Source organism: Kallipyga gabonensis, assembly GCF_001286805.1.
GTDB lineage: Bacteria > Bacillota > Clostridia > Tissierellales > Peptoniphilaceae > Kallipyga > Kallipyga gabonensis.
Genome location: NZ_CXYV01000002.1, coordinates 963,678 through 987,953, shown reverse-complemented (window position 1 = coordinate 987,953; position 24,276 = coordinate 963,678). Strand labels below are relative to the sequence as shown.

Sequence of the window (24,276 nt, the reverse complement as noted above, 5' to 3'; positions counted from 1 at the left end):
ACAGATGGACGAAGGGAGGGAAATGACGGTCTATTTTCTGGCCTTTAAGGCCTGCTTTAAGCGGTTTACCATATCATCCTTTGGATCAATGATGGGAATAGTAGTTTCCTTTTGCAGAGCTTCCTTAATATAAGGGAAGTGGGTGCAGGCCAGGATAATAGCATCTACCCGGTAATCAGGATCCTGAATTCCTTCGAAATAAGAGAGAAGGCCCTTGAGGTTGAGGTCACGGACGATGTCCGAACTGTCCTTCTCTTTTTCTATGGATTCAACGATAGAGAGATTACCCATGCAAACCGTCTTAATGTCCGGCTGGCTCTCACGGATGATCTCATCAACACTGTAGGCCGAAACTCCATTGGCAGCAAGGACAACGACCGAAGTTAAGTCCTTGGGCAAATTCCGGTAGGTTTCCAGCGGCGTAATGATGGGGAGACCGATCTTCTCCTCCGCCTCTTGATAATGGAGGGAAGCAGATAAGGAGTTGCAGTTGATGTAGACCCCTTGAGCTCCCTTTTCTTTGGCCTGGCTAATCCTGTCCTGGAAAGCCCGGTCTAAGTCTTCCTGGGAAAAATATTGGAGCTGGGTCTGGTCCTCAGGCGTCTTGGCCATAGGATAAGAAAGGGTCTCATAGCCCTCCTTTTCCATGATAGCTACCCCCATTTTTGTATCGACCGGTGTTCCGGCCACTACGGCAATCATCATTTTTCTCTCCTTCCTCCAAAAGTTAATTCTTTGGCTGCTTGAATCAGGTGTTGGGCAAGAATGGTCGTTGTAATCCCGGAAATTCCTCCAGGCGTTGGGGTCAGGGCCGCCACGATAGGCTCCACCTTCTCCCGGTTGACATCTCCCTTAAGCTTTCCCCCTTCGTAGGTCGTTCCCACGTCAATGACCACCTGGCCCTCCCGGACATAGGTCTCATCCACCAGACCAGGTACCCCGGCTGCGGAAATCAGAATATCCGCCTTCCTGGAAAAGAGAGACACATCTTCGGTAAAGACATTGGTCAGAGAGACAGTGGCCAAAGCATTGACCAGGAGCATGGCCAAGGGCTTGCCCACGACAAGACCGGATCCGATGATGCAAACATTCTTTCCCTTCACCGGAATCCCATAAAACTTCAGAACCTCCATGACGGCGGCCGGTGCACAGTAGGCATAGCCGTCCGGCCAGCCCGCCATCGTTGCTCCCAGGTTATAGGCTGTGGCACAGTCCACGTCCTTGATCGGATTGATGGCCTCCTTGACTCTCCTTTCATCCATTCCCTCCGGAAGGGGCTGAAAAAGAAGAATGCCGTGAATCTCCGAGTCCCGACCCAGGGCCTCCAGGCTTTGGATGAGCCTATCCTCATCCACATCCTCGGGAAAGACCACTGCCTCATAGGCAAGGCCATAGCTGTCCATCTTTTTAATAATTCCCTTTTCATAGGAGAGGTCGGGACCCTTTGTGCCCAAGCGAACCATAGCCAACTTGGGCGTGACTCCTTCTTCCTTCAGTTTCTGAAGATCCATCTGCCAACCGGCTTCTATCCCTCGGTTGACCTCCTTTGCACGCAATAGCTTTGCCATCACTCCCCCTTTCCCTTATTGATGCCGGAAGATGACCCTGTGCCTTGTCCCTTATTCGCATTAGCACGGAGTATCTCTTCTTTTTTTGCCAATTCTTCTTCCAGCTCGCCCAGGCGGACCTGGATCAGGTCGGCATTGATATAGGCCCTCTGACGATGTTTATCGTAACGATCCCCCATCTTGTTGAGAGGAGGAAACCAGTTGATAAACAGGGCAATAATGACACCGATGATATTATTCAACACGCGGGTCATAGCATAAACCACCGGCTGTTTATTTGCCGAATCCGATACGCAGATCAGAAGAAAGACGATGGTCGCAATGGTGACAGTATCCTTCTGTTTCAATAAAACCAGGACTTGCATCAAAGGGATCACAAAAAGACCCACAAGAAGGAGGTAAGGTAATGAATAACGCTCCAAGTTCGTATAGTTGGAAAGAATCGTTACAAAACATGATGCATAAATCCCGGCGGCAAAAGTCCCCAGAACTCGAAAAAATCCTGCTTTCCAGGTCCTTTTTGTATCCTGTCTCAGGGTAACAATTGTGGCGATGGAGGCATCATAAAAGTTGGAGGCTTGCCTGATATAGTCTACCGTCAAGCAGAGAAGGATGGAAAGGCAAGTTTTAAGAATCCGCATACCCGGCGAATTCACTAAGATCAAGTTCCCTGTATTATAGGCCTGGAGACGGAGGAAGGAGTCTTCCTTATCCAATTTTTCCAGGTAGGATAGGTATCCTTTTGGCTGTTCCATGAAGCGATTTTTCCTTTCTCTATGACGTGATCTGTGACCAGGCTTCAACCAGATCTTTCAACCGGTAGCGGGCATTGGCAGGACTGGTCGAGGGCAAACGAACCCCCTCCATATCCAGCTGTTTTGCTTGGTATTTCTGATAATACTTGTAAGCGGTTCCCCCGTTACAATAAACCCGGGTAATCTTTGCCACCCGGACAATCTTCTCCAGGTCGGCCGGGATTACATTTTTCACAGAGGCGTCGCTTGACCCAATAATATCACACTGGTAAATAGCATCATAAAGAGCGATTCCCTGACGGAGTAGAAAGGCCTTCTTCTTTTCCGGAGTCAACCCGACCGCCTCTTCGAAAAGGATCTCCATTAAGGGCCAAAAGCGGTTTTGAGGGTGGCCATAAAAGAATCCATATTCCCTGGTTTTCACGGAGGGAAAGGAACCCAGGATGAGGATTCGGGAATCTTCCCGAAAGACAGGATCCAATGGATGGGTGATGGTTTGATAGTTTCCCTTTTTCCTCATTGCGATTCCTCCTTTTTTCCAATTTATCTTTATCATTTTACCAGAGAAAAACCTCGGCCCTGGTATTTTTCCCAGAATTGTTTTACTTTCCCGAAAAAGGTATAATAAAAAAAAGGAATCGTTTGTCCACTGCAGAAAGGAGGACGTGATGAAAAAAAAGACAAGCCTCTTCATCATTGGAGGTCTCCTGATCATTATTCTCATTGAAAGCCTCATGCTCATCTCCCGCGAGAAAAAAGATAACTCACTCCACCAAAATACTTCCACCCTCGTCGAAGCCTCTTATTCGGAAGAAGGCCCCGAAGAAAGTTCCATTGAGGAAAGCAAGGAAATAAGCCCCAGTGGGAAAGAACCCTACATTCTCCCTCCAAAGGCCATGGTTGGTTCTATCTCCCTCGAAGAACTTCAATTTGACATGGAGGAGAAAAAGCTCATAACTTCCATTCAAGTCCATCCCCTCCCGGGAATGGAAGGGATCCTCTTAGACACCATGGTTTCCTCAATATGTAAGGCTGAATTCCGAGCCCAGCTATCCTTTTATCACGGCGACCAGCCGGACGATCTCCTTCCGAACCCGGTGGAGACGGAAGTGGACTTTAAGGCCAACCAGATCGTGAATCTCACTTTTTCCTTCGAAGATGTTCACTTCCCGGCTGATCTCTATACCATGAAGGATACCAACCAAAATCTTAACTCTGTCAGCATCATTGCCAAATTCCCTGCTGAATATATTGGAGAAGATGTCGAGTTCATCCATTCCGTGATCAACCCAAATCTCAGTGATCCTAACCAAAATGTTTGGGTCCATGAAGGGAAGATCGGGAATGAAATCCAGGACTAGTATTTTAGAAAATTACGCAGAAGACCCTCTCTTTCATGGAAAGAGGGGGCTTTTTTGTGGGCAACCAAACTCCGACCGACCGGAAAAGAAGGGCTAAGGCAATCAATAGGAGGACGGGGAATCCCGCTGCAAAGGTATAGCGGATATCGACTGCTGCTCCGACCAGGACAAAGAGGACAGGCTCTGCAGCTAACCAAAGCTTGCCGAACTTTTCAGACAAGCGGTCGGCCACCATCTTTTCCGACCGGTTTCTGATCATGAGGACCATGCTGACCACGGCCAATAAGCCGGAGACGGCAATCACTCCCTCCAGAGCTTCTTCAATAACCAAAAGGAGAAAGGCAAAGGCCATGACGAGAATGACCTTCACGCTGTTCCTAATAAGATGATCCCGACGATAGGCCCATTCAAAGAAAGCCTGGAGGACATAACCTGTCAGGAGCCCCAAGAGGATTCCCATGACGATGGAGACCGGGATATTGATGAAATCCATGACTTGGGCACCTTGTCCCTGGGCCATTTCCAAGAAGCTGGTGAAGAGAACGATGACGAAGATATCGTCGCAGGAGGCCCCGGCCATGAGCATCTGGGGGTCCCTCCAGTCCAGGGAGAGCCCCGCCTTGATCAGGATGATGATCAAAGCCAGCTTTCTCATCTGCTGCCAGCTCCCGGGCCCGGATAAAGTCCGCATAGATTCCTTTTCATTGAACAATCCGGCTGGTCCCAGGCCTCCGGGCATAAAAAATCCCCGCTGCTTGTCCTGCAAGCGACGGGGATTTTTAAATCCTTATTCCAGTAAAAAATCTCTACAAGTACTAAAGCCCTGCCGACCGAGCCACTTCCTTAAGAGCATTGGCCGAGGTCAGGAGGAGCTGGTGCTCTTCCACGCTTAAAGGCAGGGGGATGTGGTCGCCTACCCCCTCTTCCCCGACAATGACCGGCATGCTCAAGCAGATGTCACTGATCCCGTATTCCCCATTCATCTTGGTGGAAACCGAGAGAATGGACCGCTCATTCATAACAATGGCCTTGCAGATCCGGACAACCGACATGGCGATTCCATAGTAGGTAGCATGCTTCTTCTCAATAATTTCATACCCACTGTTTCTCACCTCGTCCGCAATTTGCTTCATGGACTCTTCGTGGGAAAAGAATCCCCGCATCTCACAAAAGTCATTCAAAGGAATACCGGATATATTGGTGGAGGACCAGGCGGCTATTTCGCTGTCCCCATGCTCTCCAATAATAAAGGAATGGACGCTGCGACTGTCGACATCCAGATGGTCGCTCAGCCTCATCTTGAGCCGGGCCGTATCCAGGACCGTACCGGATCCGATGACCCGATGTTCAGGCAGTCCGCTCAGCTCCAAGGCGGCTAGGGTCAGGATATCCACCGGATTAGACACGATTAGCAAAATCCCGGGATAGGACCGCTTTTTGAATTCCGGAAGGATGGATTGGAAAATTTTGATGTTTTTATTGACCAGGTCCAGCCGGGTCTCCCCCGGCTTCTGCGCAGCACCGGCAGTGATGACCACGATCGCCGCATCCATGATCTCATCGTAGTCCGCCGCATAGACTTCCACATGACCCACAAAGGGGACACCATGGGATATATCCAGGGCCTCTCCCTCCGCCCGCTCCCGGTCCACATCCACCAGAGCAATCTCGGAAAAGAGTCCGCTTTGCATCAGGGCAAAGGCTGCAGAAGAACCCACAAAGCCGCAGCCGACAATGGCGACCTTTCGATTATCTATTTTTTTATTCATATCATTCTCCTTCTGTCTTGGCAAAGACCGGTCCGCTCCTTGCTTTACTCTATCAACAAAGATTATTTCGTTAGGAATGGCTAACTTTATATTTTGCATTATACCCCTTTTTCCCCCTTCCCGTTGAAAATCGACCGGAATCGAGAGAATCATTCGCTCTCCATCTCATCGACCATATCGTCTAAACAAAAAACACCTACGAGGATGAATCATCCCCGTAGGTGGTATCGATAATTGTTTCTAAAATAAATCCAGCCCTTCTTTGATCAAGAAATAGGCTTCATAGAGGGAGCCCACCCGGTAGTCTGCCTCGCTTTGATCAAAGTCGAAGCGGTCATCTTCCCGAGCGATGACCCGGAGGCCGGCCCCTTTCGCTGCCTGGATCCCATAGGTGGAGTCCTCGATGACGATGGTCTCCTCCGCTTTTGCCCCTATACGGTCCAGGGTAGTCAGGTAGATCTCCGGATCCGGCTTAGATTTTCGGAACTCATCCCCGGAAACATAGAGGTCAAAAAACTTTTCCAGCTGACATTCCCGGATGGCCCTTCCAATTTGGTCCCTGGATGATGAGCTGGCAATGGCCAGCTTAAGCCCCATTTCCTTAAGGCGAGGCAAGACATAGCGAACGTAGGGCATGATGATTTCAGAGTAGTCCGGGAGAGCAAAATAAGGATGGTTGGCGGGATCCCGGTATCTGGCTTCCAGTTCATCCGCTGAATACTTCCCATCTAACTTGTTGGAGAGAAACTCCAGGTCTTTCCGGAAGGCCCTCCCCACCATTTGAAGGGACTCCTCCCTGGTCAATTCCACCCCATGAAATTTAGCGAAATTCCGAATGCGGAACCAGTACATGGGCTCAGAATCCACCAGAACCCCATCCATATCAAAGATGATGTTCTTTAAGGACACAATATTTCCTTTCCTTCAAACTTTTTATTCCGAAAAACTTAAGGCTGCCCCACTTTCCACATCGAAAATATGGATGGATTCCGGATCCGGCAAAAGGGAGAGGGCATCGCCCGGTTGGTAGATCTCATTGGATGCTGAACGGTTAATAATGTTCTCTCCACTTTCGGTGACCACATAGTTGAAGTTATCAGAACCCAGCATTTCAACTTGGTCTACAGCGACATCAAAAAATCCTGAATCCGTCTTGGACAGGCGGCAGTTTTCCGGGCGGAAGCCGAATATCACTTCCTGGGATTCAATCCCCTTCTTTTTGAGTTTATCTCCGACGGAGGAGGCTAAGATCATGGACTTCTGACCATATGCCAGTTTGTACTGTCCACCCTCTCGGCTTACTGTTCCCTTAAGCATGTTCATCCGGGGACTGCCGATAAAGCCGGCTACAAACTGGTTGATGGGGTTGTGGTAGATGTTTTGGGGGGTATCCACCTGTTGGATAATTCCCTTATTCATGACGACCACTCTTTGCCCCATGGTCATGGCCTCGGTCTGGTCGTGGGTGACATAGATAAAGGTGGTGTTGAGCTGTTGGTGCAATTTGGTGATCTCCGTCCGGGTCTGAACACGGAGTTTGGCATCCAGGTTGGACAGGGGCTCATCCATCAAAAAGACCTTGGGATTTCGGACGATGGCCCGGCCCAGGGCGACCCGTTGGCGCTGTCCACCGGAAAGATTCTTGGGCTTACGATTGAGGTATTCGTTTAAGCCTAGGATCTCAGAGGCATTTTTAATCTTTTCCTCAATTTCTTTTTTCGGCACTTTAGATAACTTGAGAGAAAAGGCCATGTTGTCATAAATGGTCATATGGGGATAGAGGGCATAGGACTGGAATACCATGGCGATGTCCCGGTCCTTGGCGCTCACGTCATTGACCTTCCGGTCACCGATGTAGATTTCGCCTTCGGTAATCTCTTCCAAACCTGCAATCATCCGAAGAGTGGTGGACTTTCCGCAACCTGAGGGCCCGACAAAGACAATAAATTCTTCGTTTCGGATATCCAGATTAAAATCTTTAACGGCGACAACATCCTCGCCATAAACTTTACTTACATTCTTTAATGTGACATCTGCCATTGCTGCCTCCTCATGACTTGATATCGATATCAATGGAAAACTTAAGCAAACTGGGCAATAGATAGAAATGAGAATAATGAATGATCTTTGCCGCATTGTTTTCAATTTGTTTTTTCACGGAAATCAAAGGGATTCTGCTACCTCCGGTCAAAAAATTCAACACATTGATATCAGAACATTGACTTAAGAATTCAATAGATTTGTGGGCCTTGGCAAATTTAGCCTTATACACTTCACGAATGAGCTGATAGGTGGAGGTATCATCAAAAATCTTTTTATCGATATTGGGATACAAGGAGAGAGGGAAATAAGCATAGTCCACTGAGAAGGGTTTCTCATTTTCATAAACACCCCGAACCAACTCAAGGATCTTGAATTTTTTATTGCTACGGAAGATCTTCATTTCTTCATCAGAAGATATTCTTACATTCTTTGCGAGAATAACTTTTGTGAATTGACTATCTTCTTGTGCCATCCCGTCCGTAAATCCACTAAAATCCAGGATTCGAATATCCTTTCTTTTTGTCTTCTTAACATAAGTTCCTTTTCCATGAAGAACCTCTATCAAGCCCTCTTTTTTTAGTTCATCAATCGCTCTCCGGACGGTTGGTCGACTGGCCTTGAATTGCCGACATAGTTCCATTTCAGATGGCAAGCGATAGCCATCTATCAATTGCTCTTGGTAGATTTTATCTCGTATATCCTTAGCTATTTCCTCATAAAGAAAAAATGTGCCCTGATTTCTAATCTCTGCTTTTGTCATATCAATCCTTGAGTTCCTTCGGGTATCCAAAACCACCACTTATTTGGCAAGTTCCTTGAGCACTTTTAACCGCACTCAAAAGAGCATTCTCAATCGACTTGCCATCCATATATGCCACCAGGAAGCCGGCAATAAAGCTATCCCCTGCCCCCATGGTATCAATAATATCAGTTTTCAAGGGCTCTCGTGTATATATTTTATCCCTGGTGTGCACTTCACATTCCTGATCACCACGAGTCATGCATACCAGTTCCACCCCCCTATCCAGAAGTAACTTTGCTTGCTCCCGTCTATACTCTTTCTCTGTCTGAGAGGCGGATACAAAAGCATAATTGATGTAGGGTGCAGCTTCCAACATTTTTTCAATGTTCTCAATCAAGGAAAAATCATAGGAAACCTTGACCAAATCCTTCAGTTTGGGCAATTCCTCCTCCAGGAAGGAATAGCAGCTGGTATGGAGTAGGTCATATTTTTGGATTTCGTCCAGGTCGCTTTGGACCAGGTGAAGCTTGGCCATAGTCTGGACAGTATCCGTATACCGGCGGACAAAAATCCGGTCTCCGTGTTCATCAATATTGACCCCGGGCTGACCTGACCGGCCCACCATCACTCTGGATTTGGAATAGTCTACTCCTTCTTTGTCCAGACAATCCTTGATATGGGCAGCCATCTCATCATTGCCGAAGATGCCGAGATAGGAAACAGCTTCTGCCCCGTTTCTCTTGGCATTGACGGCTACATTGACACAGTTGCCGCCGGGATAGTATTTCTTTTCATAAATGTAGCAATCGCAAACATTGTCTCCAACACAGATCAATTTCATGATAGGAGAATCCCCTTTCCAATCAGCCCTTAACAGAGCCTTCACTAATTCCTCTGACCAACTGCTTCTGGAAGACGATGAGAAGGATAATCATGGGCAAAGTGGCTATGGCCATGCCGGCCAAAAGCGTTCCCCAATCGGTCTGCAGGGCATCCCGGAAGTTCATCAATCCGGCAGGAATGGTCTTTTGAGAATCCGAGGAAATAAAAATAATTCCAAAGAGGAACTCATTCCAAGCGTAGTAGGCGGTCAGCAAGGTTACTGTAGTGAGCATGGGCTTGCTCATTGGTAAATAGATGTGGGCATAGATCTGAAATTCATTGCAACCATCAACAACAGCGGATTCATTAATTTCCTTGGGTATGGACAGGAAGTAGGACCGCAATAGAAGGGTGACCAAGGGGAGACGGAAGGCAACATAAGAGAGTATCAATGACCATTTGGTGTCAAGAAGATGGAAGTAGTTCAACATCTTAAAAAGAGGAACCAGACAAACTTGAGGGTTAATCATAATTCCCGCTGTCACCAGTAAAAATACCAGGTCAATGAAACGTGACTTATATTTTGACAGGGCAAAGGCACCCATGGAACCAACAAAAATCACCAGAACAACCGTGGCAAAAGTCACAATCAAGGAGTTGACAAAATAGCTCGCTACGCCACCATTCCAGGCTTTTACATAGTTTTCCCATAACCAGGTTTCCGGAAGACTCCATGTCGCGTTATAAATCTCATCATAAGATTTCAACGAAGACATAAACATCCAGAATAAAGGATAGATGATGGATGCGGCGAAAAGGACCAACAGAAGAACAATAATTATTCTTGAGGGACTTATCTTTTTCTTATCCATAAGATCATACATCCTTTCCGGTTTTCGAGATAACAATCTGAATGATCGAGACAATTGCAGTAATGACAAAGATCAAAACCGCTAAAGTAGAAGCATAGCCCATCTTATTTTTAATAAAGCCTTCTTGGTACATATGAACAGCCAAGGTGATGGAGGAAATTCCAGGTCCACCGCCTTTTGTCAAAATATAGGGTTCATTGAAAACAAGCATGGATCCTGAGATCGTAATCAGAGTGTTAACAAAAATGGTTTCTCGAACCTGCGGGATAGTTACATTAAAGAACCTTGATATACTTGATGCTCCATCAATTTCTGCCGCTTCATACAATTCATTTGGAATTTTCTGCATGGCGACGATAAAGAGCATCATGATATATCCGGTACTCTGCCACTGGCTCATGGCAATCGTTGCATAAATGGCTGTTGATGGACTCCCCAACCAAGTCTTCTTTAGAAATCCAAGACCTATGGCATCCAAAAATCCATTCAAAAGCCCCATCTGGGGATTGTAAATAAAACTAAAGAGCAGGGCGATAACTGAAATCGATATCATCACCGGCATAAAATATACCACTCTGAAAAAAGGAGCAACCTTCCTCAGGAACTTTTGTTCCAGAACAGCAGCGAGGATTAGGCCAATTCCCACTTGGCAGATGACCGAGATAACCGCATACCGAACGTTATTGGTCAAAGCTACGGAAATGGTTCGATCTTGTAAAAGACTTTTGTAATTTTTTAGGCCCACGAATTCCTTCACTGGAGAAAAGGAAGAAAACTCATAGAAGCTATTAATGAAGTTTTGAATTAAAGGTCCAAATATGAAAAAAATCAAAAAAAGTAAGAGTGGGAGGACAAACCATATTTGATTTTTATTTTTCTTAAGGCTTTTCATGTCAATCTCCTACCTTATAATACCGGCAGTTAAGAGGCCAAGCCTCTTAACTGCCAGCATAAATCTCACCTATTCTTAGCGAATATGATTATCTCAACTTAGCGGCTTCCTCCTGGACATTTTTCATGATCTCTTCAGGAGTTGTTTGATCAATGGCCAGAGACTGTCCACCACGCATGAAGATATCCCCAATCTTAATATCAACGGCATTATCAAACCAAGGAGTGATGGATTCTGCGGATTTGATCAGCTCATAGGCCTCACGGCTAGCCGGTGAAGCGGTTTCTTCAGTTACGCCACCTTCAATGGCAGTTAATTCACCACTATCTTTAGTAAATTGAGCGGCTTGTTCGGGAGAGGTCAGGAACTTCAAAAATTCAATGGCTTCTTTTGGGGCATCTTTTGATAGCATATAACCTTCAGGAGCACCTTCTAAGGTGTGTTGGTCGCCCTTGCCACCCTTGACTTCGGGGAAGTTGAAGTATCCATAGTTAACCGGGTTATCTCCCTTTTCAAGATAACGGATTTCTGCCAGCTGGAGGAATACAATGGGTGATTCCCCATTCATGAACATATTTCTGGACGTTTCATGGTCGATTGAGTTGGAGATTTCGCCCATGTAAGTGGTCAGCTCCTTGAACATCTTCAGGCCTTCAAGATAGCCGGGATCCGTGAATTCACCGGTTTTGACGTTATAGTCCTTGTCACGGATTTCCTTTGGAACCATCCGGTCAAAGATGGGGCCCATGTAGTGGGAGATAACCCAAGGCTCTGTTAAACCGCATACCAAGGGCTGTTCATAACCGGCAGCCTTGAGTTTTTCCAGAACCTGGATCAGTTCATCATAGGTATTGGGCACTTGGAGACCTTCTTTTTCGAAGATGTCTTTGTTATAGAAGAAAGATTTACCATCGATGGTTAAAGGTACACCATAGCACTTATCGTCAAAGGTGAAGCCTTTCTTCTGGGACTCCATAATCTTGCTTGCCCATTCCGTATCTTCCTGGTAAAGATCATCCAGTTCTCTCACTTTTCCGGAATTAACGAGGTTATTGGCAAAGGAATCCGACCATGAAACAAAGAGGTCAGGGATGTCGTTAGAGGAAACGAGGACACCAATTTTCTCCTTGTAGGAATCGTTGATGACGCTTTCAATCCGAATCTTCACATTGGGATTTTTTTTCATGAAAGCCTTAGCCATGGTATCAAAATAAGTCTTTTTCGGTTCATTGGGCCAACGGTGGAAGAAGTAAATCTCAACCTGTTCCTTACCACCCTGGTCCCCGCCTTGGCTGTCTGAGGTCTTTCCGGTGTCTCCACCGCCGCAGGCCGTCAATACGAGCAGGAAAGCCAGCAAAAGAGCGGCTATTGATTTAAAACGAGTTTTCATGATGGGATCCTTTCCGGAATTAATACTCCATTCTCCACATGTAACGTCTTACCGACAGAGGATGACCACGATGGTCAGCTAATCTCTCTGCATAATCACGTGCAATCTTGCCCGCAATAATGCCACCAACAAATTCCTGTAATTCCTCATCAATACCGTCATAAATAAAGTCGTTGGTATCAATGATGTAGACCATGTCGGAATACTTCTTGACGAAGGAGATGGCCCGGTCATCCAAGTGCTTGGTCTTGCCATTGGACCGGACAATCAGGAAGGGAACGTCGTAATCGGTAATTTCGAAAGGACCGTGGAAGTATTCACCGGAATGGATGTGGTGGGAGTGAACCCACTGCATTTCCATCATGAGGCAGGAGGTCCAGGCATACATTTCCGGATAATATTGGCCGGAAGCCATGGTGTAGATGATCTCATTTCTCTTTAAAGTCTTTCCGAATTCCTCGGCCTTTTCTTTATAGGCTTCCCGGTTTTTCTCAACCAGGCCTTCAATGCCCTTGAGCTGGTCCAGGAGTCTTTCATATTTTTCATTGGGTTCAATAGCGTTAAGAATGGATGCCATCAAACGAAGGGCAACCGTAGTGTCCCCTTCAAAAAGGTCAATCTTCTTCTCTTTGCTGTAATCATAATGGATGATGTACTTGGCTGCCTTGCAGAGGTCGCTCTCCTCTTCCATGGAGATGGCAACCGTCAATGCGCCGGCTTCAGTGGCCATTTTTGTTGCTTCAATGGTTTCCGGAGTTGTTCCTGAATGAGAACGTGTAATGACCAAGCAATTCTTGTTCAAACGAGTTGGTTTACGATAAACAAATTCATTTGCGGAATAGACTTTGACAGGAATATTACATTCCGTATCAAAGAAGTATTCCATCGGAGCAAGTGCGGCCATAGAACCACCGCATCCAACAAGGTAGATGGACTCCACATCGGCGGCCTTGACCGCCTTTACCACTTCATCGATTTGCTTTTGATGATGACTCATTTCAGCCTCCTTTTGTTATTAGAAATATGACATCACTTGACATCTGTTTTTATTCTAGCAGAATATTTTGTGGATGTAAACGTTTTATCATTATTTATTAAGAATTATCATTTTTTATCATTTATTTTTCGACTTTTCGAAATGAAATACACGATTATTATTTATCATTCAGAAGTAAACTATAGATACTGTTTGTAAACAGGGAATAAATGAGACTGTTTTAATAATTATTTATAAGAAGTCCACGATGAAAAAAATCTTTTTTTCCTGCCAAAGTATTGACATTCACATTCGGTATATTAATCCTCTCAGGGCTACCGGACGTCCAAGACAAATTGGGTGAACGCTAAATATCGTTGATGGAAAAATAGACAGGATCAATGAGGGCAAGATCACTGGCATCGTCCTTCTCCTGGTCGGCGGAATCTTTGTCAGCCGCTCCCGCTACTTTTCTGTAAAAAAAACAACTTAATGTAAAAAAAACTCCTGTTTCCGTAGTGGTTGTTTGCTATTTTTAATGAACCACCACTATGGTTTTTCCGCCTCATTAGTGGTGGTTTTGTTGTTTTTGAAGTGTCCCCCAAATAGTAGAGCCTACATTCATCTTTTCACCACCTTATTGGTGAAAGAACTCATGGGGTGTTTGGTATGCAAGAGAAGCATGCCTCCTTTTCTTCGCATAAAAGTGCCATACATATTCATAGACCAACTGCTTAGCTTCAAGAATGGTTTTCGGCGTATTATACAACCACTCCGCTTTCATCTTTCCAAAGAAGCTTTCCATCGCCGCATTATCCCAACAATCTCCTTTCTTACTCATGCTGCAGCGAACATTGTTTTTCCTTAAGAGCTTCTGGTAGGCCTCCGAAGCATAGGTGGATCCTCGGTCGGAGTGGATCAGGCAATTGGGCTTTAGGCGGTGCCTAGCAAGCACATCTTCAAAACAGTCAATCACTAAGTTCTGGTCATTTCTTCTTCCCATGGAAAGTCCTACAGGCATTCTTCCATAGAGGTCTAAAATAACAGCGACATACAAGGTGCCTTGGTGAGTGGGAACATAGGTGGTGTCACTAATGAGCTTCTCTCCAGGCGTTTTTGCGGAAAAGTTTCTTTGTAAGAGATTGTCCGCCGGCTTCTTCGTTTTCGAGGAATCCGTTGTTGCAATAAATTTCCGCCTTACCCGAGAATGCCATCCCTTCTCTCGCATAATTCGTTCTACACGTTTGTGATTTACCGCCGACTTCCCCTCTTGCTGACGCTGGGCATTCAGCTCCGCCGTCACCTTGCGAATCCCATACACTGCCCGGCTTTCGCTATAGATCTTTTCAATCTCTTCGGTGATTTCAATGTTCTCAATGTCGCGTAGACTCCAGAATGCTTGGCGTCTCAGCCATTTGTAGTAGCCACTTTCAGAGACTTCTAATACCTTGGCCATTCTAACGATTGCATGTTCTTTTCGGAATCGGTACATCAATGCAAACTTTAGTCTCTTTGGATCTTGGTTAGAAAGGCCGCGGCTTTTTTTAAGATTTCTACCTCCTCTTTCAGTTCAGCAATCTCCTTATCTGTCTTTGCCTTTAACTCTTTGTACGCTCCACTCTCCTTACTCTGAGAAGCATAAAATTGCTGAACATTCTCACAAAGAGCCATTTCTCCATGTTTTAGGTAGAGGTCCCTCCAGCGGCAGACGGTTGAGGGCCGGATATTATATTTTTCTGCAACCAAAAATTCCTTCCCCTCCATCTCCGGCCTTAAAGCTTCTTCTACAACTTTCTTTCGAACAGCTGATCCGGTGGTGCTGATCGAGCAGCGAGTGGATTTCTCCAAATGGGTGCCGGACGGTTTTGGCACGGCAGATGCGATCATTATCGCTGATGGTGTACTCAGTGTCATCGACTACAAGCACGGTCAAGGCGTGCTCGTCGAGGCTGATCACAATCCCCAGATGATGTGTTACGCACTCGGAGCTTACGAGATGTTCGCTGCGCTCTACGACATTGAAAGCGTCTCGATGACGATCTTCCAACCCAGACGCAGCAACGTCTCCACGTTCGAGATGAGCGTGGCTGACCTTCTCGCTTGGGCAGACACCACGCTGAAACCGACAGCGGATCTGGCCTTTGCCGGCGAGGGTGCGTATGCGGCGGGTGCGTGGTGTGGGTTTTGCAAAGCCAAGGTGGACTGCCGTGCTCGCGCGGAAGCAAACCTCGCACTCGCTAAATACGACTTCAACCTGCCACCGAAGCTTTCCGATGCCGACATCGAGGCCATCCTGCCGGTTTTAGATGATCTTGCCCGCTGGGCAGAAGACATCAAAGACTACGCACTTGCGCGTGCCATGTCCGGCAAAGCATGGTCGGGCTTCAAGGTGGTCGAAGGCAGATCCAACCGCCGCTACACCAACCCCGATGCTGTCGCCGAAGTCATCGCCAAGGCCGGATTTGATCCTTTCGAGAAGAAACTGCTCGGGATTACCGCCATGCAAAAACTGATCGGCAAAACCCGCTTCGAAGAACTGCTTACCGACCTGATTGAAAAGCCGCAAGGCAAACCAACTCTTGTGCCGGATACCGATAAACGACCGGCACTCTCAACCGCAAAAGACGATTTCAAGGAGGAAAACTAACTATGAAAACCAATACCTATAAGAACCCGATGAAAGTCATCACTGGCCCGGATACTCGCTGGAGCTACGCCAATGTCTGGCAGCCCAAATCCATCAACGGCGGCACACCCAAATACTCCGTCTCCCTCATCATTCCGAAAAGCGATGTGGTCACGGTAAACAAGATCAAAGCCGCCATTGAGGCCGCTTATAAGGAAGGTGAAGCTAAGCTCAAAGGAAACGGCCGAAGCGTGCCGGCGCTCTCCGTCATCAAAACACCGCTTCGGGATGGTGATGTGGAGCGCCCTGACGATGAAGCCTATGCAAACGCCTACTTCCTCAACGCCAACTCAGCGACCAAGCCCGGCATCGTGGATGCGAATCGAAACGACATCCTTGACAGCTCCGAGGTCTACTCCGGAGTCTACGGGCGCGCCTCAATCAACTTCTACGCATTCAACTCCAATGGCAACAAGGGCATCGCCTGTGGGCTGAACAACCTGCAAAAGATCCGTGACGTCGAGCCGCTTGGTGGGCGCATGAGTGCAGCCGATGACTTTGCAACCGATGAGACGGACGACTTCCTCGGCTAAACCCAACAAGGAGAACGACACATGACCTATCTGTTGGACTTTGCCACCCAGCTCATCTTGTCTCTGGCAGTCGGCTTTAGCTTCGTCGCAGCCTTTGCCAACGTGCTGATCGCACGGCTGGACAAGAAAAACAAGTAACACCCTTAAACCTTGGAAGGGCAGGTCATCCATCATGGTGGCCTGCCTCTTTCTTTCCGGAGGAACCCTATGAAAACACTCTCTGTTGATTTAGAAACCTACTCCTCGGTCAATATCGGAAAATCCGGGGTCTACAAATACGCCGAAAGTCCTGATTTTGAGATTCTCCTTTTCGCCTACGCAGTTGATGGCGGAGCCGTTCAGGTCATCGATGTGGCACAAGGTGAAACCATCCCACTTAAGATTCTTGATGCGCTTCGCGATGAGCGGGTCGTGAAATGGGCGTTTAACGCGAACTTCGAACGCATCTGCCTCTCCAGCTATCTTAAACGTCAAGGCATACTCAAAGACGACTACCTTTCTCCTTCTTCTTGGCGCTGCTCAATGGTGTGGTCTGCTGTTATGGGCTTGCCACTCTCGTTGGAAGGGGTGGGTGCTGTACTTGGCTTAGAGCAGCAAAAACTCAAAGAAGGCAAAGATCTCATCCGCTACTTTTGCGCGCCGTGCACGCCGACGAAAGCCAATGGTGGGCGCACTCGAAACCTTCCTCGCCATGCCCCTGATAAGTGGGATCGATTCAAGGCCTATAACCTGTGCGACTCGAGGTCGAACAAGCCATCCAAACCCGGCTTGCCAACTATCTCGTGCCAGATGTCATCTGGGAAGAATACGTGCTCGACCAAACCATCAATGACCGTGGCGTTGCAATTGACCTTGGTCTTGTCGATAAAGCCATAGCCATGGATGCCTGCTCCAAGGCGGAGTTGATGGAACGCATGAAAGCTATCACGCAGCTTGATAACCCGAACTCGGTTACGCAGATGAAAGACTGGCTCGCTAACCACGGCATGCCGACCGATTCGCTTGGCAAAAAGCAGGTTACTGCCCTCATTGAAACCGCACCGCCACGCTTGCGCGAAGCCTTGGAGCTCAGGCGGCAGCTGGCGAAATCCAGCGTGAAGAAATACCAAGCCATGAAAGAAGCCGTCTGCAAAGATGGCCGAGCGCGCGGTTGTTTTCAGTTCTACGGTGCCAACCGCACCGGACGCTGGGCAGGCAGGCTCATCCAAATGCAAAACCTACCCCAAAACCACCTCACTGACCTCGATCAAGCAAGAGCACTTGTCTGCCACGGAGATGTGCAAGCCGTGAAGCTTCTCTTTGGGGACGTGCCCGATACGCTTTCGCAACTGGTTCGTACTGCCTTTATCCCTAAAGAGGGGAGAAAACTGATCGTGGCAGACTTCTCCGCCATTGAAGCCCGAGTGATTGCGTGGTTTGCCAAAGAACACTGGCGGCAAGAAGTCTTCGCAAAAGGTGGGGATATCTATTGTGCGTCGGCTTCGCAGATGTTTCGCGTGCCGGTCGAAAAACACGGCATCAATAGCCATCTTCGTCAAAAAGGGAAGATTGCAGAGCTCGCCCTCGGATAGGGCGGCTCTGTTGGCGCGCTCAAAGCCATGGGCGCGTTAGAGATGGGACTTAGCGAAGAAGAACTTAAACCCCTTGTGACCGAGTGGCGGGCAGCCAATACGAATATCACGCAGTTTTGGTGGGACGTGGACAAAGCCGTAATCGAAGCTGTGGGACAAAAAGCAATCCGTAAAACTCACGGACTGACCTTTCAATGCACCCATGGGATGCTCTTTGTCACGCTCCCGTCCGGCAGACGCTTGGCGTACGTGAAACCCAAGCTCGGAGAAAACCAATTCGGCGGCACATCGGTCACCTATGAGGGTGTCGGAGTGAATAAGCGGTGGGAGAGAATTGAATCCTACGGGCCGAAGTTTGTCGAAAACATCGTCCAAGCAACCGCTAGAGACCTCCTCGCTCACGCCATGCAAAACCTCAAACACAAAGAGATCGTGATGCACATCCACGACGAAATCGTCATAGAAGCACCCATAAAACTCTCCGTTGAAGAAGTCTGCAAACGGATGAGCCAAGCACCCACATGGGCAAAAGGCCTGCTGCTCAATGCCGATGGATACGAGTGCGAGTTTTATCAGAAGGAATAGAGGTTCTATTCTCGCAAAAGAAAACTGGAACGCATACATTCCTACAGAGACGTACACATTCCAGTTTTTGTTCAAGTAGCTATATAGCAGATTACGTTCTTGCGACTTCTTGGGAATTCTGACTACGAGCTTGCAAGAGGTGGCTTAGGAATCCAAAGACGAGCAGAACACAAAGGACGATCAGCCATCCATTCCATCTAGGTACGCCCCATATGATACAGGGGACAAAAAGGAGAACCATGCTGAGCCCATACAGAATTGCTGTGACCATCCAAAAACCTTTTCGAGACTTTTGCCGAAAATGAATCACCTGAAGCAAAAGGACAATGATGAGGAGGACGGCAGCTAATGCACTGAAAGGTGTAATGCCTATTGTATTAATACGAAGGTCGAACATACTGTATTTTCTAATGTTTTCTCGAGTAGACGAGAGACCAAAAGGTACCCAGATGGGGTTAGTCAAAGCACCTATCATGCATGCAAGAAGCGTAGAGAGCAAGCTAGCTACAGGAAGAGAGAATAGACTTATACGTTTCATCGTGATTTCCTCTTTATGGATCAAATCGGGTGTTAGAACCTACAATCCCCGCATTCAAGAGAACATGTTCATACCCTGACCATCCATAATGACAGATGTACATGTCATTTTTTAGTCCATAACCGAGAACGGCATGAAAGACTTTCCCGCGTACTCCCATAGGCTCCATTTTGTCTACACTGGCAGGTTGAGGTGACGAAGGAAGGTATCCAAAAAGAATCACAGGTTTACCCGATCTAATTTGTCCAGAAAGGTCTCCCCATGAAAGAATACCGTAATGAGCTGTGCCCTTCAGAGAGTATTCTTTAACTAGCTGATTGATCGCACCCTTTATAGTTCTACCCCAACTATCATTGCTACCTCCGTACTTTACGAGTTTATCTTGTAACGTCATTCCAGTTGTTTTGAGGTTGCCATTAGAATCGAGAAATTCGGAAGGTACATAACCACCCTTGACCTTATTCCAATAATTCAAAAGAATACAAGCGGCTGTATAGCCACAGGTTCCATCGATGTTTTTTGGATAAACCGCATTACGGATATAGGAAGAAGATGGAACATATACGGTTTCAGCGGCGGCTGTGCGTAAACTGTCAGCATTAGATTCACCTTGAATTTGCGTGACTTGAGAAAGTTGGATCGGATGTAATCTTTCTATATTCTTTCTCAACTGTGAAGATAGAATCTCAAGCTGATCTTTTTCTAACTTCATGTGGGTTAATGTGTGAATAAACGTTCCAGAATCGTTATAGTGTAGCAAATGTAAAAACAATAAAACAGGATAAAAGAGTTGCAATAAATTTCAAATAATTCTTTATAAGTGCCCTCCTTCTTATTTCAAACTGAAAATAAGTGTCTAAATACAAAATCCTATATCAAGGCAAGAGAGCAAATGCTTATTACAGAAACTCCTCTTTTAAGAAAGAGCCCAATGCATTTTGCGTTCTCTCCAGCAAAGACAACGTGTAAGACGATATCTCTTCTTCGCTCATTGGACTCACCCCTCTCAAAATATATTCTTAATTTCTACATATCATAATTTAAGTTAAAAGTCAATAGTTTTTGCGTATTTTGTTATCGGTCAGCGATAATGTCATAGGTAAAGCTTCCAGGGAAAATGTCACCCCCTTCCTGTAAAATAAGAAAGGTATGATGACATTGACTCAACGACAACTTCAGGAGACCCATGTCCTAGAAGCTCTTCTTTCTGGACTCTACTCCAACCGTGAAGCAGCAGAAGTGCTGCAACTCAGTGTTTGTCAGATTCAGCGTAAGAAGAAGGCTTACCTCGTTGAACGGGAAGCAAGTGTAATCCACAAAAATACCGGGCGACACCCTGCTAACCGAATTTCTGAATCCATACGTTCACAAATCGTCCACCTCCTCCAAGGCCCACTCCAGGGCTATAACTTCACCCATGCGACGGAGATTTTGAAGGCAGACTACCAAATAGAAATTAGCGTATCGAGTGTGCGCCGGATTGCCCGAGAACACCAGCTTCTTTCTCCACGGAAACACCGAAAAACAAGACGCCATCCCTCCAGAGAGCGGCGATCTTTTGAAGGCGAGCTTGCCCAAGCCGATGCTTCACCCTTTGATTGGCTGAATACCGGAGAAATGCTCCATTTGCACGGTGCTATTGATGATGCCACCGGAAAAATTCTTGCCCTCTATTTGGCTCCTCAAGAAAGCTTTGAGGGCTACCGCCCATGTCTACTTTTCATGAACCGAAAGGGCCATCTTCCTCTCCACCTATACACCGACAAACGCACAATTTTTTGGTCCACCAAGAAAGAGGCGATGCCCAGCCATGAAGAACTCCTTCTTGGCATCCGTGTCCATGAGACTGACTTTGTACGGGGTTTACGGCAGATGGGCATACACACCATATTTGCCCACTCTCCCCAAGCCAAAGGGCGGATTGAGCGTCTCTGGCGTACGCTTCAGGACCGCTTGCCCAAGGATTTTAAGCGACAAGGAATTTGCCGGATGGCAGAGGCCAATGCCTATCTTGAACAATACATTGAAAATTTCAACCGCCAATTTAGCGTAGCGGCAAAAGAGGAAACCAAGAAATACCTTCCTCGTCTCCCGAAAACGAAGGTTCAACGTGCGCTGTCCCACCGCTACTGGCGAACGCTACACCATGGTTGTGAGTTCACTTTTCAAAACCAGCTTTATGTCCTGGACGAAGAAGACATGAAAAGAGTACCCGACACAACCAAACAAGTGGAACTTGCGGTGTATGATGACATTGGTCTGCGTGTACTCATTCCGAAGACTGAATTATGCGTAAAGGCGCATCCCATTCAGCCTAAAAAGAGTATACCAAAACCAAAGCACAGCGAAGAAGAATTACGGCGGATTCGCCAAGAAAACGGGCGCAAAGGAAAAGCCCATTCTCCATGGCGATTTTATTAACCCACACCCACCTCATATCCCGTCAAGGGCACGCGAAGCGTGTGCATTTACCCTTGACGGGAGCCCACCCAGATCCTTGTCGGTGGCAGCCCATGCGGGCTGCCTGCTTCCGGCGAGGATGGGGTCTGGGGCAAAGCCCCAGAGGGGAGGGGGTGATATTTTCCCTGGAAGAAAAGTCAGGCTAGGGGTGACATTTTCCCTGACGCTTGACATATAGGACGCAAGGACGGAAGAATGAAGGAAAGAAAACAATTTAATGTACAGAAAACCCCAACTGCCATAGTGGTGGTTTTCTATATATGGCGAACCACCACTATGTTTTTTCTGCCTCATTCGTGATGGTTTTGCTGTTTTTGGGAAACCACCACTATATTTTCCCCTTCAATAGTGTTGGATTAGCGTTTTTTGACGTATCACCACTATCTTCGGGAGTAGTTTAGAGCAAAAAATAGTGTTGATTTGCTGATTTCTCAAAACCAACACTATGCTAGGCCCAAGAACAATAGTGTTGGTTTGGTTGTTTTTCCCAAACCAACACCACTATCTCTCCAAAACACTAGTGGTGGTTTCCCGTTTTCGACAAAACCAACGCTATTGCTACTTCGATTCGCTGTGCGAATCTCGTACCAATAGGGTTAGGGCTTCAACTTGGCTTGTTTTCGGAAACATATCATAAAGCCGGATGAATTCCAGGGAGAAGCCAAAATTGGAGAGGGCTTCAATATCCCGGGCCAGGGTAGCGGGGTTGCAGGAGATATAGACCAGGTTTTGGATGATCGAATTTCCAATGGCTTCAAGGACTCGGGGATCCAGTCCCTTCCTGGGCGGATCAACCAGGGCTTTCCTCGGGGCCATATCTACCATGACCGGGCTGGTGAGGAGGTCCTCCACCCGACCGGGAAGAAAGGAGACGTTCTCCACCCCATTAACCCGGCAGGCCTCCCGTCCATCTTCGACGGCGTCCTCCAGGATTTCTATGCCCAGGACCTGGTCCACCTTTCCGGATAAGAGGAGGGAGGTGGTTCCCGTCCCGCAGTAGAGGTCCAGGACTTTATCCCCCACCCTGCTTTCTTCCGGCTCGGTGAGGAGCAGGATGGCTTGATCATAAAGACCAGGGGCAATGTCACCATTAATTTGGAAAAAGGAGGGCGGAGAAATATAGAAATGGTAGCCCATAAGATCCTCCCGAATGGAAGTCTTCTGGGTTCCAAAGAAAACTTCCTCCCCTGTGGAAACATCTCCCTCTCGGGGGTTGGCGGACTGGGCAAGAACGTCGAAATGAAAAATAGCCAGCTGATTAAAGAGTTCCTCCCGGTCTTCCTCATCGATGGGATCTGTAATCAGAAAACAAAGGCTTTCGCCGGAGGAGGACCAGCGGATGACAACCATCCGGACCTTCCGGACAATGGTACGGAAGCGGGGGTTCCTCTCGGCCTCATCCTGCCAAAGGTCGATCTTTTCCTGGATTTCCGGGCGGACAATGGGGCATTTTTCGATGGGAAAGAGGTCCATGGATCCGGATTGGGTGTAGGAGAGAAAGCCGTTGGGGTTGACCCGGAGGTTGACCTTCTTCCGGTAGCCCCATTCTCCTTGGCCGACGATTTCCGGCAGGCTTAATCCTTCCCCTTCCAGCCGGCCAATTCGTTCCAAAACATCCCGAACCATGGACCGCTTGAGGGCCAACTCCCGGTCCCTCCGGAGGGCGATGAGGGGACAGCCGTTACAGATGCCGGCATGGGGGCAGGGCGTATCCACCCGGTCGGGGCTTTTTTCAAGAATCTCCACCAGGTCGCCTTCGCCGTACCGCTTCTTGGTCTTGCCCAGGCGGACCCGGACCCGGTCGCCGGGAAGGACATGGGGTACAAAGACCGTAAAGCCTACCCGGTCATCCCCCTCCCTCAGGACAAGGTCACAGGCCCGTCCCATGGGGTCGAGGAAGGAAAGTCGGTCACCGGGTCTGAGATGGCCCACACCTCGGCCTTCCAGGGTAAAGTCGTCGATGGTAAAGGTGACCTCCATCCCTCGCTTGAAAAATTTTGCCATTAGTCGCCTCCTAGCCGATGATTCCGGTATGTTCAAGAAGGATTTTTATGCCCATCCCCATAAGGACAAGTCCTCCGAAAATCTGGGCTGGCCCCTGAAAGCGGGAACCGAAGAAGCGGCCGATATAGACACCGATGGCGGAAAAGGCAAAGGTGGCCAGGCCGATAAAAGATACGGTAGAAAAGATGGAAACATTGAGAAAGGCCAGGGTGACCCCCACTGCCAAGGCATCGATGGAGGTGGCGAGAGCCAAGGGGATCATTTCCCGAAAGCGTATCCCCCCTACAGGGCAGGCCTCGGGTTGAACCCCATCCCGGATCATTTGGATTCCTAGTATAGTCAATAAAACAAAGGCGATCCAATGGTCCCATGTTTGGATGACGTGAGCAAATGCTGATCCGGCAAAATAGCCGATAAGAGGCATGACTGCCTGAAAGAGTCCAAAATACAAACCCACTGTCAAGGCATCTCTGAGGCGTGCTCGAGGTAAGGAAAGACCTTTACATATAGCTACGGAAAAAGCATCCATCGATACGCCTACCGCAATAATCAGCAAATCAAAAAAAGACATCCCATCCTCCTTAAAAAGTCTCTTAAATTTTACTTGATTTCATTGATTTTTACAAAAAAACCTCGTGAAAACGCTATTTCAAGCCATTTCTTTTGTAAAAATTATTCATATGATATAAAATACTGTCAGAAAAATCAT

The 24,276-nt window shown here is 47.5% G+C and carries 21 protein-coding genes and 3 pseudogenes; 5 read left to right on the top strand and 19 right to left on the bottom strand.

Annotated features, from left to right (window positions below; translation table 11 throughout):
- Window positions 1-30: 30 nt before the first annotated feature.
- The 4 genes from BN2373_RS05980 to BN2373_RS05965 are packed head-to-tail and all read right to left on the bottom strand — an operon-like array spanning window position 31 to window position 2,843.
- Window positions 31-705 (bottom strand): aspartate/glutamate racemase family protein, encoded by a 675-nt coding sequence (locus BN2373_RS05980; RefSeq protein ID WP_053943187.1) that lies wholly within the window; start codon window positions 703-705, stop codon window positions 31-33.
- Complete coding sequence (locus tag BN2373_RS05975) at window positions 702-1,568, bottom strand: bifunctional 5,10-methylenetetrahydrofolate dehydrogenase/5,10-methenyltetrahydrofolate cyclohydrolase (RefSeq protein ID WP_053943186.1); 867 nt, start codon at window positions 1,566-1,568, stop codon at window positions 702-704. The genes BN2373_RS05980 and BN2373_RS05975 overlap by 4 nt, the downstream gene beginning before the upstream one ends.
- Window positions 1,568-2,323: an FUSC family protein gene (locus BN2373_RS05970; RefSeq protein WP_053943185.1), complete on the bottom strand. Its 756-nt coding sequence runs from the start codon at window positions 2,321-2,323 to the stop codon at window positions 1,568-1,570. Before BN2373_RS05970 ends, BN2373_RS05975 begins: the two co-directional genes overlap by 1 nt.
- Before the next feature lie 19 nt (window positions 2,324-2,342).
- Window positions 2,343-2,843: a DNA-deoxyinosine glycosylase gene (locus BN2373_RS05965; RefSeq protein WP_053943184.1), complete on the bottom strand. Its 501-nt coding sequence runs from the start codon at window positions 2,841-2,843 to the stop codon at window positions 2,343-2,345.
- Between the two features lie 148 nt (window positions 2,844-2,991).
- Between BN2373_RS05965 and BN2373_RS05960 the strand changes: the two genes are divergently transcribed.
- Window positions 2,992-3,684, top strand: a complete 693-nt coding sequence (locus BN2373_RS05960) for a hypothetical protein (protein ID WP_053943183.1) — start codon at window positions 2,992-2,994, stop codon at window positions 3,682-3,684.
- A 4-nt stretch (window positions 3,685-3,688) separates the two neighbouring features.
- Here BN2373_RS05960 and BN2373_RS05955 read toward each other — a convergent pair whose 3' ends face one another.
- From BN2373_RS05955 to BN2373_RS07895, 12 genes are all read right to left on the bottom strand, one after another.
- Complete coding sequence (locus tag BN2373_RS05955) at window positions 3,689-4,375, bottom strand: cation:proton antiporter (RefSeq protein ID WP_238379632.1); 687 nt, start codon at window positions 4,373-4,375, stop codon at window positions 3,689-3,691.
- A 124-nt stretch (window positions 4,376-4,499) separates the two neighbouring features.
- Window positions 4,500-5,453, bottom strand: coding sequence for an L-lactate dehydrogenase (locus tag BN2373_RS05950; RefSeq protein ID WP_053943528.1), 954 nt, complete (start codon window positions 5,451-5,453; stop codon window positions 4,500-4,502).
- 240 nt (window positions 5,454-5,693) lie between these two features.
- Window positions 5,694-6,362 carry an HAD family hydrolase gene (locus BN2373_RS05945; RefSeq protein ID WP_053943181.1) on the bottom strand — a complete coding sequence of 223 codons (669 nt, stop codon included), beginning with the start codon at window positions 6,360-6,362 and terminating at the stop codon, window positions 5,694-5,696.
- Window positions 6,363-6,386: 24 nt separating this feature from the next.
- Complete coding sequence (locus BN2373_RS05940) at window positions 6,387-7,493, bottom strand: ABC transporter ATP-binding protein (RefSeq protein WP_053943180.1); 1,107 nt, start codon at window positions 7,491-7,493, stop codon at window positions 6,387-6,389.
- Between the two features lie 10 nt (window positions 7,494-7,503).
- Complete coding sequence (locus BN2373_RS05935; protein WP_053943179.1) at window positions 7,504-8,256, bottom strand: GntR family transcriptional regulator; 753 nt, start codon at window positions 8,254-8,256, stop codon at window positions 7,504-7,506.
- 1 nt (window position 8,257) lies between these two features.
- The gene (locus BN2373_RS05930; RefSeq protein WP_053943178.1) at window positions 8,258-9,079 is read right to left on the bottom strand and encodes a PfkB family carbohydrate kinase; all 822 of its coding nucleotides are present in this window, start codon (window positions 9,077-9,079) and stop codon (window positions 8,258-8,260) included.
- 22 nt (window positions 9,080-9,101) lie between these two features.
- A complete protein-coding gene (locus BN2373_RS05925) occupies window positions 9,102-9,932 on the bottom strand; it encodes a carbohydrate ABC transporter permease (RefSeq protein ID WP_053943177.1) in 831 nt (276 codons plus the stop codon).
- Window positions 9,933-9,936: 4 nt separating this feature from the next.
- Entirely contained in the window at window positions 9,937-10,824 is an 888-nt protein-coding gene (locus BN2373_RS05920; RefSeq protein WP_053943176.1) for a carbohydrate ABC transporter permease, read from the bottom strand.
- An 88-nt stretch (window positions 10,825-10,912) separates the two neighbouring features.
- Window positions 10,913-12,214, bottom strand: coding sequence for an ABC transporter substrate-binding protein (locus tag BN2373_RS05915; protein WP_053943175.1), 1,302 nt, complete (start codon window positions 12,212-12,214; stop codon window positions 10,913-10,915).
- 19 nt (window positions 12,215-12,233) lie between these two features.
- On the bottom strand, window positions 12,234-13,211 hold the full coding sequence (locus BN2373_RS05910; RefSeq protein ID WP_053943174.1) for an SIS domain-containing protein: 978 nt from the start codon (window positions 13,209-13,211) through the stop codon (window positions 12,234-12,236).
- Window positions 13,212-13,827: 616 nt separating this feature from the next.
- Window positions 13,828-14,682 carry an IS3 family transposase gene (locus BN2373_RS05905; protein WP_082338143.1) on the bottom strand — a complete coding sequence of 285 codons (855 nt, stop codon included), beginning with the start codon at window positions 14,680-14,682 and terminating at the stop codon, window positions 13,828-13,830.
- Between the two features lie 11 nt (window positions 14,683-14,693).
- Window positions 14,694-14,936: a hypothetical protein gene (locus tag BN2373_RS07895; protein WP_162200058.1), complete on the bottom strand. Its 243-nt coding sequence runs from the start codon at window positions 14,934-14,936 to the stop codon at window positions 14,694-14,696.
- Between the two features lie 58 nt (window positions 14,937-14,994).
- Here BN2373_RS07895 and BN2373_RS05895 point away from each other — a divergent pair.
- The 3 genes and pseudogenes from BN2373_RS05895 to BN2373_RS05885 all read left to right on the top strand — a co-directional run.
- Window positions 14,995-15,837, top strand: a pseudogene (locus BN2373_RS05895) (DUF2800 domain-containing protein); the annotation flags it as partial.
- A gap of 2 nt (window positions 15,838-15,839) precedes the next feature.
- A complete protein-coding gene (locus BN2373_RS05890; protein ID WP_053943172.1) occupies window positions 15,840-16,409 on the top strand; it encodes a DUF2815 family protein in 570 nt (189 codons plus the stop codon).
- A gap of 207 nt (window positions 16,410-16,616) precedes the next feature.
- Window positions 16,617-18,565: pseudogene (locus BN2373_RS05885) on the top strand (DNA polymerase).
- A 551-nt stretch (window positions 18,566-19,116) separates the two neighbouring features.
- Here BN2373_RS05885 and BN2373_RS05875 read toward each other — a convergent pair.
- Window positions 19,117-19,857 (bottom strand): annotated as a pseudogene (locus tag BN2373_RS05875) (cysteine peptidase); the annotation flags it as partial.
- Window positions 19,858-20,255: 398 nt separating this feature from the next.
- On the opposite strand from BN2373_RS05875, the gene BN2373_RS05870 reads away from it, so the two are divergent.
- A complete protein-coding gene (locus BN2373_RS05870) occupies window positions 20,256-21,524 on the top strand; it encodes an ISNCY family transposase (RefSeq protein ID WP_053943169.1) in 1,269 nt (422 codons plus the stop codon).
- Window positions 21,525-22,121: 597 nt separating this feature from the next.
- Here BN2373_RS05870 and rlmD read toward each other — a convergent pair.
- The gene (gene rlmD / locus BN2373_RS05865) at window positions 22,122-23,567 is read right to left on the bottom strand and encodes a 23S rRNA (uracil(1939)-C(5))-methyltransferase RlmD (RefSeq protein ID WP_053943168.1); all 1,446 of its coding nucleotides are present in this window, start codon (window positions 23,565-23,567) and stop codon (window positions 22,122-22,124) included.
- Between the two features lie 10 nt (window positions 23,568-23,577).
- Window positions 23,578-24,138, bottom strand: a complete 561-nt coding sequence (locus BN2373_RS05860; RefSeq protein ID WP_053943167.1) for a manganese efflux pump MntP — start codon at window positions 24,136-24,138, stop codon at window positions 23,578-23,580.
- Window positions 24,139-24,276 lie beyond the last annotated feature (138 nt).

Coding starts and splice junctions, on each gene's coding strand:
- BN2373_RS05890 (WP_053943172.1), top strand. CDS start 15,840: ATGAAAACCAATACCTATAAGAACCCGATGAAAGTCATCACTGGCCCG.
- rlmD (WP_053943168.1), bottom strand. CDS start 23,567: ATGGCAAAATTTTTCAAGCGAGGGATGGAGGTCACCTTTACCATCGAC.
- BN2373_RS05970 (WP_053943185.1), bottom strand. CDS start 2,323: ATGGAACAGCCAAAAGGATACCTATCCTACCTGGAAAAATTGGATAAG.
- BN2373_RS05980 (WP_053943187.1), bottom strand. CDS start 705: ATGATGATTGCCGTAGTGGCCGGAACACCGGTCGATACAAAAATGGGG.
- BN2373_RS05905 (WP_082338143.1), bottom strand. CDS start 14,682: ATGTACCGATTCCGAAAAGAACATGCAATCGTTAGAATGGCCAAGGTA.
- BN2373_RS05940 (WP_053943180.1), bottom strand. CDS start 7,493: ATGGCAGATGTCACATTAAAGAATGTAAGTAAAGTTTATGGCGAGGAT.
- BN2373_RS05965 (WP_053943184.1), bottom strand. CDS start 2,843: ATGAGGAAAAAGGGAAACTATCAAACCATCACCCATCCATTGGATCCT.
- BN2373_RS05955 (WP_238379632.1), bottom strand. CDS start 4,375: ATGCGGACTTTATCCGGGCCCGGGAGCTGGCAGCAGATGAGAAAGCTG.
- BN2373_RS05870 (WP_053943169.1), top strand. CDS start 20,256: ATGACATTGACTCAACGACAACTTCAGGAGACCCATGTCCTAGAAGCT.
- BN2373_RS05920 (WP_053943176.1), bottom strand. CDS start 10,824: ATGAAAAGCCTTAAGAAAAATAAAAATCAAATATGGTTTGTCCTCCCA.
- BN2373_RS05910 (WP_053943174.1), bottom strand. CDS start 13,211: ATGAGTCATCATCAAAAGCAAATCGATGAAGTGGTAAAGGCGGTCAAG.
- BN2373_RS05960 (WP_053943183.1), top strand. CDS start 2,992: ATGAAAAAAAAGACAAGCCTCTTCATCATTGGAGGTCTCCTGATCATT.
- BN2373_RS05930 (WP_053943178.1), bottom strand. CDS start 9,079: ATGAAATTGATCTGTGTTGGAGACAATGTTTGCGATTGCTACATTTAT.
- BN2373_RS05975 (WP_053943186.1), bottom strand. CDS start 1,568: ATGGCAAAGCTATTGCGTGCAAAGGAGGTCAACCGAGGGATAGAAGCC.
- BN2373_RS05935 (WP_053943179.1), bottom strand. CDS start 8,256: ATGACAAAAGCAGAGATTAGAAATCAGGGCACATTTTTTCTTTATGAG.
- BN2373_RS05950 (WP_053943528.1), bottom strand. CDS start 5,453: ATGAATAAAAAAATAGATAATCGAAAGGTCGCCATTGTCGGCTGCGGC.
- BN2373_RS05860 (WP_053943167.1), bottom strand. CDS start 24,138: ATGTCTTTTTTTGATTTGCTGATTATTGCGGTAGGCGTATCGATGGAT.
- BN2373_RS05915 (WP_053943175.1), bottom strand. CDS start 12,214: ATGAAAACTCGTTTTAAATCAATAGCCGCTCTTTTGCTGGCTTTCCTG.
- BN2373_RS05925 (WP_053943177.1), bottom strand. CDS start 9,932: ATGGATAAGAAAAAGATAAGTCCCTCAAGAATAATTATTGTTCTTCTG.